Annotated in this window: 14 protein-coding genes; 6 read left to right on the plus strand and 8 right to left on the minus strand. The window is 68.3% G+C overall.

Going from position 1 to position 17,047, the window contains the following annotated elements:
* Window positions 1-44 precede the first annotated feature (44 nt).
* Window positions 45-1,094: a quaternary amine ABC transporter ATP-binding protein gene (locus LHL23_RS14500; RefSeq protein ID WP_226430402.1), complete on the plus strand. Its 1,050-nt coding sequence runs from the start codon at window positions 45-47 to the stop codon at window positions 1,092-1,094.
* A gap of 11 nt (window positions 1,095-1,105) precedes the next feature.
* A complete protein-coding gene (locus LHL23_RS14505; protein ID WP_226430403.1) occupies window positions 1,106-2,623 on the plus strand; it encodes an ABC transporter permease in 1,518 nt (505 codons plus the stop codon).
* Between the two features lie 79 nt (window positions 2,624-2,702).
* Here LHL23_RS14505 and LHL23_RS14510 read toward each other — a convergent pair whose 3' ends face one another.
* From LHL23_RS14510 to LHL23_RS14525, 4 genes are read right to left on the minus strand one after another with little or no spacing between them, the layout of a single operon-like run.
* Window positions 2,703-3,950, minus strand: a complete 1,248-nt coding sequence (locus LHL23_RS14510; protein ID WP_226430404.1) for an NAD(P)/FAD-dependent oxidoreductase — start codon at window positions 3,948-3,950, stop codon at window positions 2,703-2,705.
* Window positions 3,947-4,969, minus strand: a complete 1,023-nt coding sequence (locus tag LHL23_RS14515; protein WP_226430405.1) for an Ldh family oxidoreductase — start codon at window positions 4,967-4,969, stop codon at window positions 3,947-3,949. Before LHL23_RS14515 ends, LHL23_RS14510 begins: the two co-directional genes overlap by 4 nt.
* 55 nt (window positions 4,970-5,024) lie before the next feature.
* The gene (locus LHL23_RS14520) at window positions 5,025-6,551 is read right to left on the minus strand and encodes a trimethylamine methyltransferase family protein (protein ID WP_226430406.1); all 1,527 of its coding nucleotides are present in this window, start codon (window positions 6,549-6,551) and stop codon (window positions 5,025-5,027) included.
* A gap of 24 nt (window positions 6,552-6,575) precedes the next feature.
* Entirely contained in the window at window positions 6,576-9,005 is a 2,430-nt protein-coding gene (locus tag LHL23_RS14525; protein WP_226430407.1) for a GcvT family protein, read from the minus strand.
* Window positions 9,006-9,251: 246 nt separating this feature from the next.
* On the opposite strand from LHL23_RS14525, the gene LHL23_RS14530 reads away from it, so the two are divergent.
* The 3 genes from LHL23_RS14530 (at window position 9,252) to LHL23_RS14540 (ending at window position 11,744) form a co-directional block, all read left to right on the plus strand.
* A complete protein-coding gene (locus LHL23_RS14530) occupies window positions 9,252-10,100 on the plus strand; it encodes a LysR family transcriptional regulator (RefSeq protein ID WP_226430408.1) in 849 nt (282 codons plus the stop codon).
* 91 nt (window positions 10,101-10,191) lie between these two features.
* A complete protein-coding gene (locus tag LHL23_RS14535) occupies window positions 10,192-10,815 on the plus strand; it encodes a hypothetical protein (protein ID WP_226430409.1) in 624 nt (207 codons plus the stop codon).
* Window positions 10,816-10,991: 176 nt separating this feature from the next.
* A complete protein-coding gene (locus tag LHL23_RS14540; RefSeq protein WP_222481891.1) occupies window positions 10,992-11,744 on the plus strand; it encodes a Crp/Fnr family transcriptional regulator in 753 nt (250 codons plus the stop codon).
* Between the two features lie 12 nt (window positions 11,745-11,756).
* On the opposite strand, the gene LHL23_RS14545 is transcribed toward LHL23_RS14540, so the two are convergent.
* A complete protein-coding gene (locus LHL23_RS14545) occupies window positions 11,757-12,173 on the minus strand; it encodes a CBS domain-containing protein (protein ID WP_226430410.1) in 417 nt (138 codons plus the stop codon).
* A gap of 256 nt (window positions 12,174-12,429) precedes the next feature.
* Between LHL23_RS14545 and LHL23_RS14550 the strand changes: the two genes are divergently transcribed.
* The gene (locus LHL23_RS14550; protein ID WP_226430411.1) at window positions 12,430-13,272 is read left to right on the plus strand and encodes a universal stress protein; all 843 of its coding nucleotides are present in this window, start codon (window positions 12,430-12,432) and stop codon (window positions 13,270-13,272) included.
* 61 nt (window positions 13,273-13,333) lie between these two features.
* On the opposite strand, the gene LHL23_RS14555 is transcribed toward LHL23_RS14550, so the two are convergent.
* The 3 genes from LHL23_RS14555 to LHL23_RS14565 form a co-directional block, all read right to left on the minus strand.
* On the minus strand, window positions 13,334-13,780 hold the full coding sequence (locus LHL23_RS14555; RefSeq protein WP_226430412.1) for a hypothetical protein: 447 nt from the start codon (window positions 13,778-13,780) through the stop codon (window positions 13,334-13,336).
* 145 nt (window positions 13,781-13,925) lie between these two features.
* Window positions 13,926-14,654 (minus strand): hypothetical protein, encoded by a 729-nt coding sequence (locus LHL23_RS14560; RefSeq protein WP_226430413.1) that lies wholly within the window; start codon window positions 14,652-14,654, stop codon window positions 13,926-13,928.
* Window positions 14,644-17,047: Lon protease family protein (locus LHL23_RS14565; RefSeq protein ID WP_226430414.1), on the minus strand; the 2,404-nt coding region annotated here is incomplete at its 5' end. The genes LHL23_RS14565 and LHL23_RS14560, both read right to left, overlap by 11 nt.

A 17,047-nucleotide genomic window follows, 5' to 3' on the forward strand; every position in this document is an offset into this window, starting at 1 on the left:
GGCCTGCCGCAGGGGCACCTTCCTTAAGTTAGACGGGGGTCCGGATGGAAAAGGACATTGCAATCGACGCACGCGGCGTCTGGAAGATCTTCGGCGCACGCTCCACCGAGGCGCTGAAGGCCATTCACGCCGAAGGGCTGACCAAGCCGCAGGTGCTGGAGCGGTTCAACTGCGTGGTCGGGGTGGCGGACGCCAGCTTCCAGATCGAACGCGGCGAGCTGTTCTGCGTGATGGGCCTGTCGGGCTCCGGCAAATCGACGCTGGTGCGCCACGTGAACCGGCTTTTGGAGCCGACCGACGGCCATATCTACATCAACGGCGACGATGTGATGGGGCTGAACGCCGAAGGCCTGCGCGACCTGCGCAACCGCCGGGTTGCGATGGTGTTCCAGAACTTTGGCCTGATGCCGCACCGCACGGTGCGCGACAACGTGGCGATGCCGCTGGAAATCCGCGGCACCGGCAAGGCCCGCCGCTGGGAGGAAGCCGACCGGGTGCTGGAACTGGTGGAGCTTTCGGGCTGGGAGGACAAATACGCCCATGAGCTGTCGGGCGGCATGCAGCAGCGCGTCGGGCTGGCCCGCGCCATCGCCTCCGACCCCGAGATCCTGCTGATGGACGAGCCGTTTTCAGCGCTGGACCCGCTGATCCGCAAGCAGCTGCAGGACCAGTTCATGGAGCTTTCCCGCAAGCTGGGCAAGACCACCATGTTCATCACCCATGACCTGGACGAGGCGATCCGCATCGGCCACCGCATCGCCATCATGAAGGACGGCCGCATCGTGCAGATCGGCACGCCGGAAGAAATCATCCTCAACCCGGCGGATGACTACGTGGCGGATTTCGTGGCCGGCATCTCCAAGCTCAACATGATTTTCGCCCATTCGGTGATGAAACCGGTGGCCGAGTTCGAAGCCACCCACGGCGCCCTGCCCGCCGACGCCAGGGAGGCGCGGCCCGACATGGACCTCAGCGACCTGATGGAGCTGGCGGTGGACGGCCACGGCATCGTCAAGGTGGCAGATGATGGTGCCACCGTCGGGGTGATCAACCGCGCGGGCCTGATCCGCGCCATTCAGGACAGCCAGGCCTAAGGAGAAGGGTGATGCAACACATCGACCAATCACAGATCAAACCGGAGACCGCCGGACGCCTGAATGCGCTGGTGGCGGAATTCACCGGTCAGTCGCAGGCCTACTACCAGCGCGTTTTCTCCTACATGATGGAGGCGCCCGGTTACCGCTTCACCCTGAACCGCGCCGCTGCGCTGCTGGGGCCAGTCTGGTTCGGCGCCCGGGGCCTGTGGTCCTGGTTCCTGGGCTTCCTGCTGCTGGAAACGCTGGCCTATATCCAGATCGCGATGGGGCTGTTCGGCGACCTCGGCCGGGACTCCCGCCTGCGCGCGGAGCAGATCGCCCAGACACTGGATCTCCGGCACCAGCAAATCGCTGCAGCCGAGGCCTCGGGCGCGTCCTCGCTCGAGTCCCTGAAACGCGCGGCAGAGTCGCTGGAGGCGGCGCTGGCCGGCGCACAGCAGGCCGCGGCAGCGGCCAATGCCAGCGGCACCATCTACCTGATCGCCGGCGCGGCGCTGTTGCTGGCGGTCAAGTTCCTGGCGGCGTCGCTGGCGAACTGGACGCTGGAGGGGCAGTTTGCCCGCTGGCGCTCCGACCGCCGCGTCGCCAGCGGCTGGTCACTGCCGCGGCTGATCGTCTCCTCCGTGCTGGCCGCCGCCGTGGTTGTGCTTTCGGCGCTGAAATTCGCGATGCCCGATGCCTTCTCGCTGCTGAACGCCTTCCCCACCAACCGCGACTGGCGGCTGAACGTCGGCGACGGGGTGCAGGCGGCGTTCGACTGGACCAAGACCTCCGGGCGCGGCTTCTTCGACGGGCTGACCGCCGGCATGCGCACGCTTCTGGACTGGATCGAAGTGGTGCTGGTCGATACCCCCTGGCCGGTGGTGGCGCTGGTCATTGTGATGCTGGCCTACCTGTCGGCAGGCGCAAGGGTGGCGATCTTCACCGGCGCAGCGCTGGCCTATCTCGGCCTCTTGGACTTCTGGGAAAAGGCGATGACCACCATTGCCCTCCTGGGCGCCGCAGCGCTGATCTCGATCACCCTGGGCATTCCGCTCGGCATCTACTGCGCCCGCCGCCCCAAGGTGTTTGCGGTGGTGCGCCCGGTCTTGGACTTCATGCAGTCGATGCCCTCCTTCGTCTACCTGATCCCGGTGGTCGCCTTCATCGGCTCCGGCAAGCCCGCGGGCGTGGTCGCCACCATGATCTTCGGCAGCCCGCCGGTGATCCGCTTCACCGTCCTGGGCCTGCAGCAGGTGCCGGAAACCGTGCGCGAGGCCGCGCTCGCTTTCGGCGCCACCCCGCGTTACCTCTTGTGGCGGGTGGATCTGCCGCTGGCGCGCAAGACGATCATGGCCGGCGTCAACCAGACCATCCTCTTGTCGCTGGCAATGGTTGTCGTGGCCTCGCTGATCGGCGCCAAGGGGCTGGGCGAGGACGTGCTGGAAGCGCTGCAATATGCCGCCGCCGGCCAAGGCATCCTGGCAGGTCTCGCAATCCTGTTCTGCGCCCTGATCCTCGACCGGATCGTGGCAGGCAAACGATGACCTGAAGACGCCGCACCCGCTCCCCGCCGGGTGCGGCGTTCAGAATTACCCTGGCCGCCTTTGTGGCAAGGGTCGCCTCTCACGCACCTCCGAACCGGTCCGGCCCGAACACGCTGAGGCCGGCGTCCTGCGGCCGCCCGGCAATGGCATCCGCCACCAGCCGACCGGTGGTGGCGGCCAGCGTCAGCCCCAGCTGGCCGTGGCCGGTGGCAAATGACACGTTGGCCAGCCTGCCGGTCCTTCCGATGACCGGGCGGGTGTCGGGGGTGAACGGGCGGCGGCCCATGCGCCGGACACGTTTTTCCGCCTGCAGCCCCGGCAGCACCCTGTGCGCGCGGCTGACCAGCACATCCGCCCGGCGCCAGTCGGGCGCGGCGGACAGGCCCGCAAACTCCACCGTGCCGGCCACCGCCAGCTCTTTCTCATAGGGCGTGATGCCGAACCCGCCCGCTGGGTAGAACACCGTGTGTTTCAGATCCACCCCCGCATCCTGCAGGCCGGTCGAATAGCCGATCAGGCCTTCCAGCTGCAGCCGGATACCCAGCTGCCGGGCCAGGCCCCTGGACCGGGTGCCTGCCGCAATCACCACCTCGTCGGCGGGCAACAGCCGCCCGTCCGCCGACCGGACCGCGGTGACCCGCGCGCCGTCGCGCTCAAACCCTTCGCAGGCCAGCGGCAGCACCGTGCCGCCGCGCTGCGCAAACACCTGCATCAGCCTTTCCACCAGCCGCTTGGGATCGGTCACAAAGCTCCAGTCCCGCAGCACCGCGGCATATTTGAAATCACCGGCGATGGCGGGCTCCATCTCCTGCGCCTCCCGGCCGCTGATCTCGTCGATGGTGCAGCCCAGCTCCCGCGCCAGGCCAAAGGCCGCGCCCATGGTCGCCTTGTCGCGCGCGTCATCGAACAGCTTGATCACCGGCCGCTCCACCAGCAGCTCCGGGACGCCGGCATCCGCCAGCTGCGCCTTGACGTCGGCGGTGGCGGCAAAGGTCAGCCGGGCCAGGTCGGCAGCAATCGCCCGCATCCGCGACGGCAGCGAGTTGGCGGCAAAGCGGGCGAACCAGGGCAGCAGCCCCGGCGCGCTGGCCGGGCGCAGCGACAGCGGCGCCTCCGGGTCCAGCAGCCAGCCCGGCACCTTCATCAGCATGCCCGGCTGCGACAGCGGCACGATCTCCCCCACCGCGATGCAGCCGCAGGACGCCCAGCTTGCGCCCTCGCCAACGGGGCCGGGCTCCAGCACCGTGACGCCGTGCCCGTCCGCCTGCAGCGCCAGCGCGCAGGAGATGCCGGCCACACCGCCGCCGGCAATCACCACCCGTTTCATGCGGGACTTGCCAAAGCGTCAAGCTGCGCCAGCAGCTCGGTGCCGACCGCAACCCCGTCCGCCTCTGCCGCCGCGCGTTTCTTCAACCGCCCGTCGCCCGGCACCCGGGCTACGCCGTTGCCCTCGATCTCGGCGCAGATGCGGGTGATATAATCGCCGAATGCCGCATTGCCGAACCGCTCCGGGTCAATCGCGATCAGGGTGGCGCCGCCCTTGATGTTGAGCGCGCCGAAGGATTCCCGCTCCTGGTTGTCGACCGACAGCGTGCCGCCGGCCAGGGCCGCGCCCAGCACCTCGATCATGAAGGCAATCGCCGCGCCCTTGTGCTCGCCGAACGGCAGCAGGCTGCGGGTTTCCAGGATCGCATTGGGGTCGGTGCTGGGGTTGCCCGCCGGATCCAGCCCGGCAGGCCGCGGCAGTTCGTGGCCCTCGGCGGCGGCCATGCGGATATCCATCAGCGCCACCATCGAGGCCGCCTGGTCCCAGACCACCGGCGCTGCGCCCTCGCGCGGGCAGGCAAAGGACATCGGGTTGGTGCCGAACACCGGGCGCACGCCGCCCTGCGGCACCACCATCGACAAAGAGTTGATCACCGCCAGCGCCACCAGCCCGGCCTCGGCCAGCGGCTCGGTGTCAAACCGCAAGCCTCCCAAGTGGTGGCAGTTGGCGCAGGTAAAGGCGGCAATGCCGTTCTCCCGCGCCAGCGCGATCAGCTCCTGCCGCGCCGCGGCGGCGGCAATCTGGTAATAGCCGTTGCCGCCATCGCCGCGCAGCACGCCCGGCGCGATCTTCTCGATCTTCGGGACGGCGGCGCCATTGGCATAGCCGGAGGTGAAGCTCTGCGCATAGACCGGCAGCATTCGCAGCCCGTGGCTGCGCGGGCCGTCGCGTTCCGAGCAGGTGACGATCTCCGCGATCAGATCGCTGCCCGCCGCATCCATGCCCGCGGACACAAGGACGGATTTGGCCAATGCCCGCACTTCGGCGAGTGAGAGCGTTTTTGTCGAAGCTGTGGTCATGGGGTCAAATCCTGTCCTTGTGCCGGGTCAAAGGGGCGCCTTGGCGCCCGCAGTGTCAGGCTTGGTACAATGCGCGTTTCTTGGCAACAAATTCGTCCAGCGCGCCGCGCTGATCGTCCGGCATCGGCGGCTGCACATAGCTCTCCAGCATCCGCCGCGCCGCCTCGCGGCCGGTGATCTCCGCGGTCTTGGCGCCTTCCGCCTCCCATTGCTCGAAACTGTCGTTGTTCTGCAGCGGGTTCATGTGCATCGGGTTCTCGCGGGTATGATCGGTGCCCAGGAAATGGCCGCCGGGGCCGATCGCCTCGATGTCGCCCAGCAGCGCATCCAGGTTCTCTTCCCGCAGGCCGCTGAAGAAGCGGTGGAAGTTCTCCAGCTGCAGCGTGTCCTGCACCCATTTCGCATAAGAGACCCCCAGCGCGCCCTCCAGGAAGCCGGCCGAGTGCACGATATAGTTGGCACCGCCCAGAAGCACCGGCCACATGGTGTTGGCGGTGTCGAACCCGGCCTGCATGTCCGGCGACTTCGACCCGGTCCACATGGTGCAGGTGCGCCAGGGCACGCCGTAGAACCGCGCCATCTGCCCCACCAGCAGGTTCATCAGCCCCGGCTCGGGCGAGCCCATCATCGGCGCTCCGGTCTTCATCGACACCCCCATGATCGCCACTCCCAGCACCATCGGCGCGCCGCGGCGGATGATCTGGCTGTAGGCCATGCCCGCCAGGCTTTCAGCAATCAGCAGCGCCACGCCGCCCTGCGGGCTGGCCGGGGCCGAGGCGCCCGCCAGCACAAAGGGCGACAGCAGGCAGGGCTGGTTGGCAGCCGCATAGACCCGCAAGGACTGCAGCATGGTTTCATCCCAGACCAGCGGTGTGTTGCAGTTCAAAAGCGCGGCCAGAACAACATTGCTGTCCACGAACTCCTCGCCAAAGACGATGCGCACCATCTCCACCGTGTCATGCGCCGCCTGCTCCGACTGCACCGCGCCCTTGATCGGCTTGTCGGTCAGCGTCAGCGCCGCATGCACCAGCTCCAGATGGCGCAGCGGCACCGGCACGTCCTGCGGCTCCACCGGCAGGATGCCCGGCACCATCATCGACTGGCTCATCTGGCTCATCTTGAAGAAGTTATGCGCATCCTCCAGCGCCGACGGCCGCCGCCTGCCCTCCAGGTCATAGACAAAAGGCGCGCCATAGGCATTGGCAAAGACCGAGTGCCGGTTGCCCACCCGCAGCGAGCGCTCCGGGTTGCGGGCGGCATACCCCCATTCCGACGGCACCGAGGAAATCAGTTCCATCAGCATGTCGCGGCCGATGCGGACCCGTTCGCCCCGCACATCGGCACCGGCCCGTTTCCAGTCCGCCAGCGCCACCGGATCGCGGAACACGATGCCCGTGGTCTCCAGGATCGTCATCGCCGCATTGTGGATCTTCTCCACCCCTTCCGGACCCAGCAGATCAATCGGTCCGACCTGGCGGTTCAGCGCAGGCAGGTAGACTGGCGGCGGGTTGGTGCGGGCCTGGACGCGCGCAGCACGGCCGCCCCGGGCGCCGCGCGGCGCCCGTGTTTTCAGTTCCGTCATGTTCAGCTCCTTCAGGTGCCGGGATCAGGCCCGGGCGCGTGCGCTGGTTGGGTCGACGGCGCAGATGCCGATCACCTCGGCCTCGCGCATCTCGTTGTGGACCATCACCTGCAGGGATGTGCCCTCAGCGGTGAACTCCTGCGGCACCAGCGCCATCGCAATGTCGTGGTTGCAGTAGTAGGAGAACCCGCCCGAAGTGACGCGGCCGATAAGCGTCCCGTCCTTGTAGACGCCCTCATCCGCCAGCACCGAGGTGTCGCAGAACGGCAGCTTCAGGGTGACCAGCGTGCGGTAGCCGCCCGCCTCCTTCTGCCGCAGCAGCGCCTCGCGGCCGATGAACTGCCGCCCCTCCAGCGCCACGAAGCGGTCCAGCCCGGCCTCGAACGGCGTCATGTCCTTGCAGATCTCGCGGTTGATCGCGCGGTAGGACTTCTCCAGCCGCATCGATTCCAGCGCCTCCAGGCCAAAGGGTTTGACGCCCGCTTTCAGCAGCAGATCAACCAGATGCCGGTTGTAGCCGGCCGGATGATGCAGCTCCCAGCCCAGCTCGCCGGTGTAGCTCACGCGCAGCAGGCGGACGCCCTTGGCATAGCCCACCTCGCCCATCTGCGCCGTCAGCCAGGGGAAAGCCTCGTTCGACAGATCATTGTCGGTCAGCTTCTGCAGGATCTCGCGCGATTTCGGCCCTGCCAGCGCAATCACCCCCAGCTGTTCCGAGATATCCTCCATCACGACCGAACCGTCATCCGGCATGAGGCGCGACAGGTAGTCCCCGTTGTAGACCTGCCCGTTCGGGGTGGAGACCAGGTAGAAGTCGTTCTCGCCATGGCGGACGATGGTGTATTCGCCCTCCATGCCGCCCTGCGGGTTCAGCGCCACCGCCAGCGTCATCCGCCCAACCTTTGGCAGCTTGTTGGCCATGAACCCGTCCAGCCATTTGGCCGCCCCCGGGCCGCGCACGGTGAACTTGGTCATCGGCGACATCTCGATGAAGCCCGCCTCCTCGCGGGTGACGCGCACCTCTTCCTGCACCAGCTCCATATGGCTGGTGCGGCGGAAGCTGTGCTCGGGGACCGCCTCTTCCGGCGATCTGGCAAACCAGCGCGGGAATTCATAGCCGTTGAAGGTGGTCCAGACCGCGCCCTGCGCTGTCAGCAGGTCATATGAGGGCATCGTCTTCATCGGCCGGGCGCCGGGAAAATCCTCGCCCGGGACATGGGCGTTCATATGGGTGCCCCAGGTCTCGCGCACCTTGTCCATGGTCCAGCGTTTGGCGGCATAGTCGCCGAAGCGGCGCGGGTCGATCTCGGACATGTCGATGCCCGGGTGGCCGTCAACGATCCAGCGCGCCAGCCGCTCGCCCATGGTGCCGCCCCACAGGATGCCGCCGGGCACGCCCTCGGCCAGCCATAGGTTTTCATGCCCCGGCGCCGGACCGCACAGCGGCAGCTCGTCCGGGGTCATCTGGAACGGCCCGCGGGTGTTGGCCTTGATGCCCACCTCGCCCAGGGCAGGCACCCGCTCCAGCGCCCGCTCCCACTGGGTTTCCACCGCCTCGAAATCCTCCGGCAGCAGGTCGGCGCCGAAATCGGGCGGAACCCGGTCTTCGGCAAACAGCTTCAGGTCCTTTTCGAACTCATAGGGGCCGAACTGGAAGCCGCCCACATCCTCGCGCAGGTAGGCGCCGTAATCCTCGTCGCGCAGGATCGGGAACTCCGGCAGACCCGCGGCGCGGCGCTCTTTTAGCAGCGGCACGGTTTCGGTGGTCCAGTACTGGTGCACGATCGGGATGCAGGGCAGGTCCAGCCCCACCCGGCGGGCGTTCTCGCGGGCATAGTTGCCGGTGGCAAAGATCAGATGCTCGCAGGTGATCTCTCCCTTGCTGGTGGTCACCTTCCAGTGGCCGTTGTCCAGCTTCTCATACCCCTGCGCCTCGGTGTTCTGATAGACGGTCGCGCCCTGGTCGCGGGCCAGCTTGGCCAGCCCCATGGTGATGTCGGCCGGGTTCACATAGCCGTCCTGGTCATGCAGGATGCCGCCGCGGATGTTCTCGCTCTGCGCCAGCAGCGGGTGGATCTCCTTGATCTCCTCCGGCGTCACCAGGCGGCAGGGCACGCCCGCGGCCTCGGCGATGGAAATATAGGACTGGAACTCGTCCCAACGCTTCTGGCTGTTGGCCACCCGCAGCTGGCCGACCTGGCGCAGCCCGACAGAGGTGCCCAGCTTCTTCTCCACCTCGCCGTAGATGCGGATGGTTTCCATCGTCATCTTGGAGATGTTGTGCGAGCGCACGAAGGTCACCAAGAGGCCCGCCGCGTGCCAGGTGGAGCCCGAGGTCAGCGTGGTGCGCTCCAGCATCACCGCATCGCTGCAGCCGTGCTGGGTCAGGCCATAGAGGATCGAGGCCCCGACACAGCCGCCGCCAACGACAACCACCTTGGCATGTGACTTCATAACGCAACTCCTTCTTGCGGGCTGGCAGGCGGCGGCGGCAGGGCATTCCGGCCCGGGGACCCGCATGCGGCGCCTGCTGTGAATCTGGCTGCATTCTGGCGCCCCCGCCGCATCCGGCAATTGCAAAAATTCTCATCCTGGCTTAGCTGAATTAACCCAAGCCCCGGAAAACCTCGGTATTGCCTGCGGATTCCCCGACCAAAGGATCAAACCACTTTGCCCAGCCGCCCCTACGACCTGCCCCGGATGAGCTCTCTGGCCAGCTTCGAGGCCGCCGCCCGCAACACCAGCTTCAAACAGGCCGCGGCGGAGCTGAACGTGACCCCGGCTGCGGTCAGCCACCAGATCAAGGCACTGGAGCGCGAGCTGGGCTGCAGCCTGTTCCACCGCTTCCACCGCGGCGTCGAGCTGACCGAAAGCGGCGCCTATCTGCTTGTGGCGATCCAGCGCGGCTTCGAAGGGATCAGCGACGCGTTCGAACAGCTTAGGGCGCAGCACGGCCGCAGCTCGGTGACGATCCGCTCGACCACGGCGGTCAGCTCCCTGTGGCTGACCCCGCGGCTGGCGCATTTCTGGCGCAGCTACGAGCATATCTCGGTGGCCCAGATCGTCAGCGACACCGGCAAGGACGCCGGCGGCTGCGACCTCAGCCTGCATTACGGCGACATGTCCCGCGACAGCGGTGAATGCCGGGCGCTGTTCCACGACCGGATCATGGCGCTCGGCAGCCCGCGGTTTGCCGCCCGGCACCGGATCCGCAGCGTCGCCGACCTCGCTTCGGTTCCCCTCATCCATCTGGAGGCCATCGACACCGGCTGGACCGACTGGCACGCCTGGGCGCGGGCGCTGGGATACTCCGGACCGCTGAAATCCGCCCACCGGGTCAACAACTATGTCATTGCCCTGCAGGCCGCCCAGGACGACATGGGCGCGGTGCTGGGCTGGGAGGGGCTGACAGTGGACCTGGTCGACGCGGGCAAGCTGGTCAAGCTGCTGCCGCAGACCGTCGAAGCGCCCCTGGATTTCTACGTCAAGCTGCACAATCAGACATCCGACAGGGCCAGGCTGGTGTTCAACTGGCTGGCCGGGCGCTGACGCCGCCGCCCTTGGGCGCAATGCCGCCCAGCCCGGCCCCGCGCCGCAGGCCGCGCTTGCGGGCCCGGCCGCTTTGCCTGTAACTCGCGCCATGCCTGCAAAGATTTTTTTGATGGAGGCGCGGGAAGACGGCGGTGCCCGGCTCGCGCTGAACTACAAGCACGCCGGCCGCAGCGGCATCCAGCGGATTTCCTGCGACTTGCCGCAGGCCGGCCTTCTGCAGCTGGTGCTGTTTGCCGAGGCGCTCAGCCTGCGCAAGCGCTTCGGGGAGCCGGCCGCGTCCGATGTGGCAATCGACGGGCTGACGCTGTCCTTTGACCCGGCGCAGCCGGACCTGCATGTGGTGCGGCAGGCGGGCTACTCCAGCCAGGCCGCCCGGCTTCCGCTGGCGGCGTTCCACTCCGCAATGGCAGAGATGACGGATCTCTGCATTGCCCGCGCCGAGGCGTCCAAACACGGACCCGCCCTCAAGCATCTGCTGGCCGAATGCCCGCCCCCGGCCGCGCTGGCGGCGCAGCTGGGCCAGGACGACGGCGATCTGGCGATGCACCAGCTGCGCGAAATCGCCCTGCTGCTGCTGGCCCAGGACGCCGCCGCCCGCGGCTCCGCGCTGGCCCGCAAGCTGCGCGGCAAGAAATCCCAGGATCAGGCCCGGGCGGCGGTCAGCAGCCTGCTGCAGGCGCTTGCAACGGAACTTGCGCCGATGCCGGCCTAGCCGCGCGCTACCGGATCCGGCCCGCCCGGCGGATCGACAGAATCGCGCCGTGCCGGTATCGTGACCCCGCAGCGCCATGCCGGACTGCAAGGCCGGACTGCCATGGCAGCGGTACTTGTTCAGCACGGGACCCGGCCCTGCGCTCCGTGCGGCCATGCCTGACAGGAAACGTTCCGATGACGCAGCAAACCCCGGTCCCCAGCCAGCCAGCCGGCCCCGCCAGCCTGCGCATCGGCGCCATGGAGTTCGGTGCCGGCGAGCCGGCGCTGCACAGCTTCCGCACGGCCCTCCAAAGCGTCCCGGCCAACAGGATCCTGCTGCATGACGGCGATGACAGCGGCAAGATCATCGTCGTCGCCGAAGGCTGGCTTGCCACCTCGAAATCCTCTCTCAGCGGCGAGGTGCAGCTGATCGACTTCCTGCTGCCGGGGGATGTTGCCGATCCGACCTCCGCCGACGGCAAGACCGCCGGGCTCAGCATCGAGGCGGTGACGGATGCAAAGGTCTGTGTGATCCCCCTGCCCGCCTGGCACAGCATGCTGGCAGCCTCTCCGCAACTGGCGCGGGCCCATGAGCACGTCCAGGCCGCCGAACGCAGCCGCCTGTCAGAGCGGATGCTGCGGCTGGGCCGCGGCAGCGCCGAAAGCCGGATCGCCTATGCGCTGATAGAGCTATGCCTTCGGCTGAAACCGCTGGGCCTGTCGGAAAACTGCGCCTTCCATCTGCCCCTGACCCAGCGCCATATCGGCGATTTCACCGGCCTCACCGCGGTGCACGTCTGCCGTACCCTGCGCCGTTTTGTCAGAAACGGCCTGGTGGAAACCGCTGATCACATGGACATCCGGATCAACGACCTCAGCGCCTTGGCCGAGGTTGCCGGCGCCGAGCCGGAGCGCCTCGCTGCCGAGATCACCCCGGCAGCGGATTGACGATCCCCGCCGCTAGCGGTACTCGGCAATCTCTCCCAGCGCCTCCCCGGCAAGCTGCTCCGACGCATGCACCGCAATGTCGGTGACCGACAGCAGACCTGCCACGTGCCCCGCGTCATCCAGCACCGGCAGGCGGCGCACCTGGTGGTCCCCCATCAGCGCCGCCGCGGCCTCGATGGTGTCCTCCGCCCGGCAGCAGACCGCGCCGGGGGTCATGACGGCAGCAATCGGCAATTCCTCCAGCCCGCGCTCCTGCCCGGCCAGCGCCAGCACCAGATCCCGGTCGGTGAGAATGCCGACAACCCGCTCCTCCTCGACAACCGGCAGCACGCCGATGCCAAGGCTGTGCATCAGCTCCACCGCGCTGGCGGCGCTGTCCTGCGGGCTGGCGCAGCGCGCAGGCACGGTCATGATCTCTTGTACAAGCATGGGCCTTTCCTTTCTGGACCGCCCCCGGCCTGAACCTGCCTTGCCGCCTGCCGGCTGATTGCGCCAAGGGCTTCTCTCAGCTTCCTCCGAATTCGGCTGAGTCGCTACCCTTCCAGCCTCCGACAGCGCCGCCGCTGCCGCATTAACCGGCATCAACGCCCCGCCGACGCCGCCCCGCAGCGGCCCTTGACGGGTATCAAACCCGGCCGCAGCGGAATCTGCTATAAATGAACGGCATCCGGGGAGGAGACCCGCCATGAGCTACAAGACCATTCTTGCCTGCCTGACATCGGAGTTTGCCGCCGCGCACCTGCTGCCCGCGGCCTGCGGCCTGGCGCAGCGGTTCGGCGCCCATCTGACCGGCCTGCACACGCGCGAGGCCTTCGTGCCCTACTCCGGCATCGCCATCGCCGCCGACGAGATCACCATCGGGGATTTCAGCAGCCGGGTGCGCGAGGAGGACCAGAAGATCGAACAGCTGTTCCGGGCGGCAACGGGCCGGGCCGGCTGCACCGCGGAATGGCGCTCGCAGGCCGCCCGCTCGCCGGAGGCCGCGGATGAGCTGCGGGAATCCGCCACCCGCTCCGACCTGACGGTGGCGCTGTTTCCGGACCCGCAGCGCGAACGCTTCGACCAGCGCGGCTTCCAGAAGGACCTGGTGGTGCACAGCGGCCGCCCGCTGCTGCTGCTGCCGGACGACTGGGGCGAAAAACCCGTCGGCACCCGCGTTCTTGCCGCCTGGAAACCCAGCCGCGAGGCCGCCCGCGCCCTGCACGACGGGCTGCCGTTCCTGCAAACCGCCGCATTTGCAGAGATCGTCACCATCGAGGAGCCGCCGCAGCAGGCCGCGGATTTCTCCACCGAGGGGCACGAGATCGCCCGCCTGCTGTCGCGCCACGGGGTGGCGGCGGAGGTGCGCCAGATCCAGGACGGCGAACACCCGGCCGGCACCCGCCTGCTGATGGAGGCGGCCAGCCAGCAATGCGACCTGCTGATCATGGGCGGCTACGGCCATTCCCGGCTGCACCGGCTGATCTTCGGCGATGCCTCCGAACACATCCTGCACGAGGCCCGGATCCCGGTGCTGATGTCCGGCTGACCACAGCTGCAGCAGGGCCGCAGCCGGGCGCCCTGCCCGGCTCAGACCATCTCGCGCGGGCTCAGACCGGTTCGGATTCTGCCGGTTTCACGGCTTTCCGGGTGATCTTCACCGCTTCGCCGGCGGCTTCCTCCACCGCCTCGGCTTCGGTCTCGCTGGCATAGCTGGCGCAGCGCGACATCATGCCCAGCCACTCCCGGCCGTCTTCGGCGATGCGCTCCGCCGAATGGCGCTGCCACTCGGAAAAGGCCTCGATCGCCCCGGTTGGCCCGATCAGGTCGCCCGACACCGCGGTCCGGGCCGCATCCAGCGCCGTGCGCGCCGCCTCGTGCCGCCGCTGGAACCAGTGGCGGGTGAATTCCTCCGCTTCATCCAGCAGCTTCTCCTGAACATCCCAGAACTGCTCGACCTGCGGCCGGAACACCGGGTTGAACAGCATGGCGCTCTGCAACGGCTTCAGCGCCTCCGCAAACAGCCCCGGGGTCCTGTCTGTTGCTTTCCCAGCCATCTCTTGCACCTCCTTACAGCGGGTTTCCTCTCAGCGCGAGTCTGCCATCCCCGCGGCCCGTCCGCCTTAATGAAAATCAAACCCGGGACTTGATTTCCGCAGCAGGCCCCGCGCCCGGCGGATCTCCGCTGAAGGCGCCGCGGCTTCAGCCGCCGGTCTGGAGGATCAGCGGGCAGCGCGCAGCGTCCTGGAGGCGGGCCGCGGGCGGCAGGTCCGCAAGCGGCGCCGCAACGATCACCGCGGCCGGGTTCATCTGCTCCAGCTGCCGCAGCAGCGCCTCCGGCAGGGCGCAGAACCGGGTCTCCACACCGCCCTCCCACTGCCCCGCAGGCGGCGGCTCCGCCCCCGCGGCGCAGGCCACCAGCGCCACCAGCGGCTTGCCGGTCTTGCGCGCCAGCCGCAGCGCATAGTCCGGCACCCCCTGGCCTTCCGCCAGGATCACCGCAATGCAGCCCGCCGACCGCAGGATCGGCTTGAACCCGAGGACCAGGATGTCGCCGGCCTGCGAGACCCGGCGCAGCTCTTCCTGAACATGGCCCTCCGCCTCCTGGAAAGAGCTCTGCAGCGCCGCCGCCGCCGCCCGCGCCGACAGCAGCCCCTTGAACCGCCGCGCATCCGCCTGGAAGGCCTTGGCCAGGGCCGCCCCGGTCAGCCCGGTCTCCCGCTGCCCCGAATAGGACACCACCCTTGAATGGGCATAGCCCGCCGCCAGGACCGCGGTTTCGCGGACAAACACCGCCTGCAGCTCCGCTCCCAGCTGCCGCGCCAACTCCATCGCCAGCACCAGCGCCGCCTCCGCATCCGGATAGCAGCTGGCGCCCAGGATCACCCGGGCGCGCCCCGCGCCCCCTGCCCTGCCCGTCTCACGCTGCATGGCCGCCTCCCTCTTTGCCAAAGGACCGGCGGATGTCGGCAAAGCCCTGCAGCCGGTCCTCCACCAGCCGGTTCAGGCTGCCCTCCGGGAACAGCCCGCTGCTGCCGCGCACCCCGGCCTCCCGCCCCGTCAGCACTTCGATGCCATCGCTGACCGTGCGCATCGGGCAGACATGGAACCGCCCCGCCGCCACCGCGTCCACCACCCGCTGGCGCAGGTTCAGGTGGCGCAGGTTGGCGGCCGGGATCAGCACCCCCTGGCGCCCGGTCAGGCCGCGGCCGGCGCAGACGTCAAAGAAGCCCTCGATCTTCTGGTTCACCCCGCCGATCGCCTGGATGTCGCCGAACTGGTTGACCGAGCCGGTGATCGCAAAGGACTGGTCCAAGGGCACCTCCGCCAGCGACGACAGCAGCGCGATCAGCTCCGCCGCCGAGGCGCTGTCGCCCTCCACCCCGCCATAGCTCTGCTCGAACACCAGGCTGGCCCACAAGGACAGCGGCGCGCTGGTGGCATAGGCGGCCGCAAGGTAGCCCTGCAGGATCAGCATCCCCTTGGAATGGACCGGCCCGCCCAGTTCAGTTTCGCGTTCGATGTCCACCAGCTTGCCGCTGCCCGGCCGGGTGCGCGCCGTCAGCCGCGACGGCCGGCCAAAACTGTAATCGCCGATCTGCAGCACCGTCAGGGCGTTGATCTGGCCAATGCGCGCGCCCTCGGTATCGATCAGCACCGTCCCCTGCCGGATCGTCTCCAGGCCCAGCTCCCGCACCCGCCCCGCCCGGCGCTCCTTCTCCGCCGCCGCGGTCTCGATATGGGCGGCGCCGATATGGGCGGCGCCCGCGCGCCCGGCCCGGAAATCCGCCTCCCGCAGCAGGTCCGACAGACGGCTGAAGTTCAAGGTCAGCCGCTCCGCATCGCCGGCCATCCGCAAGCTCTCCAGCAGCATCCGCTCCACCGCCGCCCGGTCCAGCGCCCGGGCGCCCGCACGCCGCGCCAGCCCGGCGATCATCTGCGCATAGCCGCCCGCCGACGCCCCCTCCTGCAGCCGCAGGTCATCGTCGAAATCCGCCTCCAGCTTGAACAGCTGCAGGAAATCCGGGTCCAGCGCCGACAACAGGTAGTAATGCATCCGCTCGCCGATCAGCACTACCCGCACGCTCAAGGGCACCGGGTCCGGCTCCAGCGACACCGTGGACACCAGGCTCAGCCGCTCGCCGGGCGAATAGATCGGGATCTCCCCGGTCCGCAGGCAGCGCTTCAGCGCATCCCAGGCCAGCGGCTCGCTCAGCACCTGGCGCGCATCCAGCACCAGATAGCCGCCATTGGCCCGGTGCAGGGCGCCCGGCCGGATCATCGTGAAATTGGTGACCAGCGCCCCCATTTCAGCGGCGTATTCGATCCGCCCGATCAGATTGGCCAGCGTCGGCAGTTCTTCCTTGACCACCGGCGCCCCGGCGCCGCTGCTGCCGTTGGCAACCATCACGTTGACCCGGTAGCGCTGGAACTGCGGCAACTCGAACCGCTTGCTGGTGGCGACCGGAAACGGCCCGGCCTCCTCCTCGCCCTCCCCGATCAGGAACAGCTCGGCATTCTCGATCAGATCGCGGCGCACCGCCTCCAGGTAGCGCGCCACCGCCGCCTCCCCGGCAAACCCCTCCTGCACCTCGCGGATCGCCTCATCGACCCCGCGCGAGGCCAGCTGGTAATTCAGCTGCTCCACCTGCCGTCGGTGCTCTCTCTCGCGCTTCGGCACCGCCTGCAGCGCCTCCGACATCCGCTGCTGAATACGCTCGATCGCCGCCTCCAGCGCCGCGCGCTCCTCTTCGCCAAGCGCGTCGAACTGCTCCTGGGTCAGCACCTTGGCGTCGCGCAGGCCCGCAAAGCTGAAGCCGACCGGCGTGCGCATAATGGCAACCCCCGCCGTGCGGGCGTCCTCAAACACCTCGGCCATCTCGCTTTCATGCGCGGCCGAGAAATCCTCCTCGATGGTGCGGCGCCGGGTCTGGTAATCCTCCGATTCAAACAGCGCCGGGATCTGGCTGGCCAGGTCGTCCACCAGCGTTTCCATCATCTTGCGCAGACGGCAGGCGGACCCGGCAGGCAGCCGGATCGCCACCGGCTTGTGCGGCACCTCGAAGTTGTTGACATAAACCCAGTCGCAGGCCACCGGCCGGTCCTGCGCGACCTCGGCCAGGATCGACTGGGCCAACGCATGGCGGCCGCTGCCGGGCTGGCCCAGAACAAAGACATTGAAGTCCTCATGAGCGGCCAGCGCGCCCATCCGGATCGCATCCACCGCCCGGTCCTGCCCCAGCCAGCCGGGATCGCCGTCCAACTCGTCCGTCAGCGCGAAATTCAGCCCCTCAGATGGCAGCACAGGCCGCAGCTGCGCCGCC

The sequence above is a fragment of the Leisingera sp. McT4-56 genome, assembly GCF_020514995.1.
In the GTDB taxonomy this organism is placed as follows: Bacteria; Pseudomonadota; Alphaproteobacteria; order Rhodobacterales; family Rhodobacteraceae; genus Leisingera; species Leisingera aquaemixtae_A.

Bases quoted from the DNA above. Each gene is read 5' to 3' on its own strand.
- LHL23_RS14560 (WP_226430413.1), bottom strand. From the start codon at position 14,654: ATGCAGCGTGAGACGGGCAGGGCAGGGGGCGCGGGGCGCGCCCGGGTG.
- LHL23_RS14550 (WP_226430411.1), top strand. From the start codon at position 12,430: ATGAGCTACAAGACCATTCTTGCCTGCCTGACATCGGAGTTTGCCGCC.
- LHL23_RS14520 (WP_226430406.1), bottom strand. From the start codon at position 6,551: ATGACGGAACTGAAAACACGGGCGCCGCGCGGCGCCCGGGGCGGCCGT.
- LHL23_RS14555 (WP_226430412.1), bottom strand. From the start codon at position 13,780: ATGGCTGGGAAAGCAACAGACAGGACCCCGGGGCTGTTTGCGGAGGCG.
- LHL23_RS14515 (WP_226430405.1), bottom strand. From the start codon at position 4,969: ATGACCACAGCTTCGACAAAAACGCTCTCACTCGCCGAAGTGCGGGCA.
- LHL23_RS14505 (WP_226430403.1), top strand. From the start codon at position 1,106: ATGCAACACATCGACCAATCACAGATCAAACCGGAGACCGCCGGACGC.
- LHL23_RS14510 (WP_226430404.1), bottom strand. From the start codon at position 3,950: ATGAAACGGGTGGTGATTGCCGGCGGCGGTGTGGCCGGCATCTCCTGC.
- LHL23_RS14530 (WP_226430408.1), top strand. From the start codon at position 9,252: ATGAGCTCTCTGGCCAGCTTCGAGGCCGCCGCCCGCAACACCAGCTTC.
- LHL23_RS14545 (WP_226430410.1), bottom strand. From the start codon at position 12,173: ATGCTTGTACAAGAGATCATGACCGTGCCTGCGCGCTGCGCCAGCCCG.
- LHL23_RS14535 (WP_226430409.1), top strand. From the start codon at position 10,192: ATGCCTGCAAAGATTTTTTTGATGGAGGCGCGGGAAGACGGCGGTGCC.
- LHL23_RS14540 (WP_222481891.1), top strand. From the start codon at position 10,992: ATGACGCAGCAAACCCCGGTCCCCAGCCAGCCAGCCGGCCCCGCCAGC.
- LHL23_RS14525 (WP_226430407.1), bottom strand. From the start codon at position 9,005: ATGAAGTCACATGCCAAGGTGGTTGTCGTTGGCGGCGGCTGTGTCGGG.
- LHL23_RS14500 (WP_226430402.1), top strand. From the start codon at position 45: ATGGAAAAGGACATTGCAATCGACGCACGCGGCGTCTGGAAGATCTTC.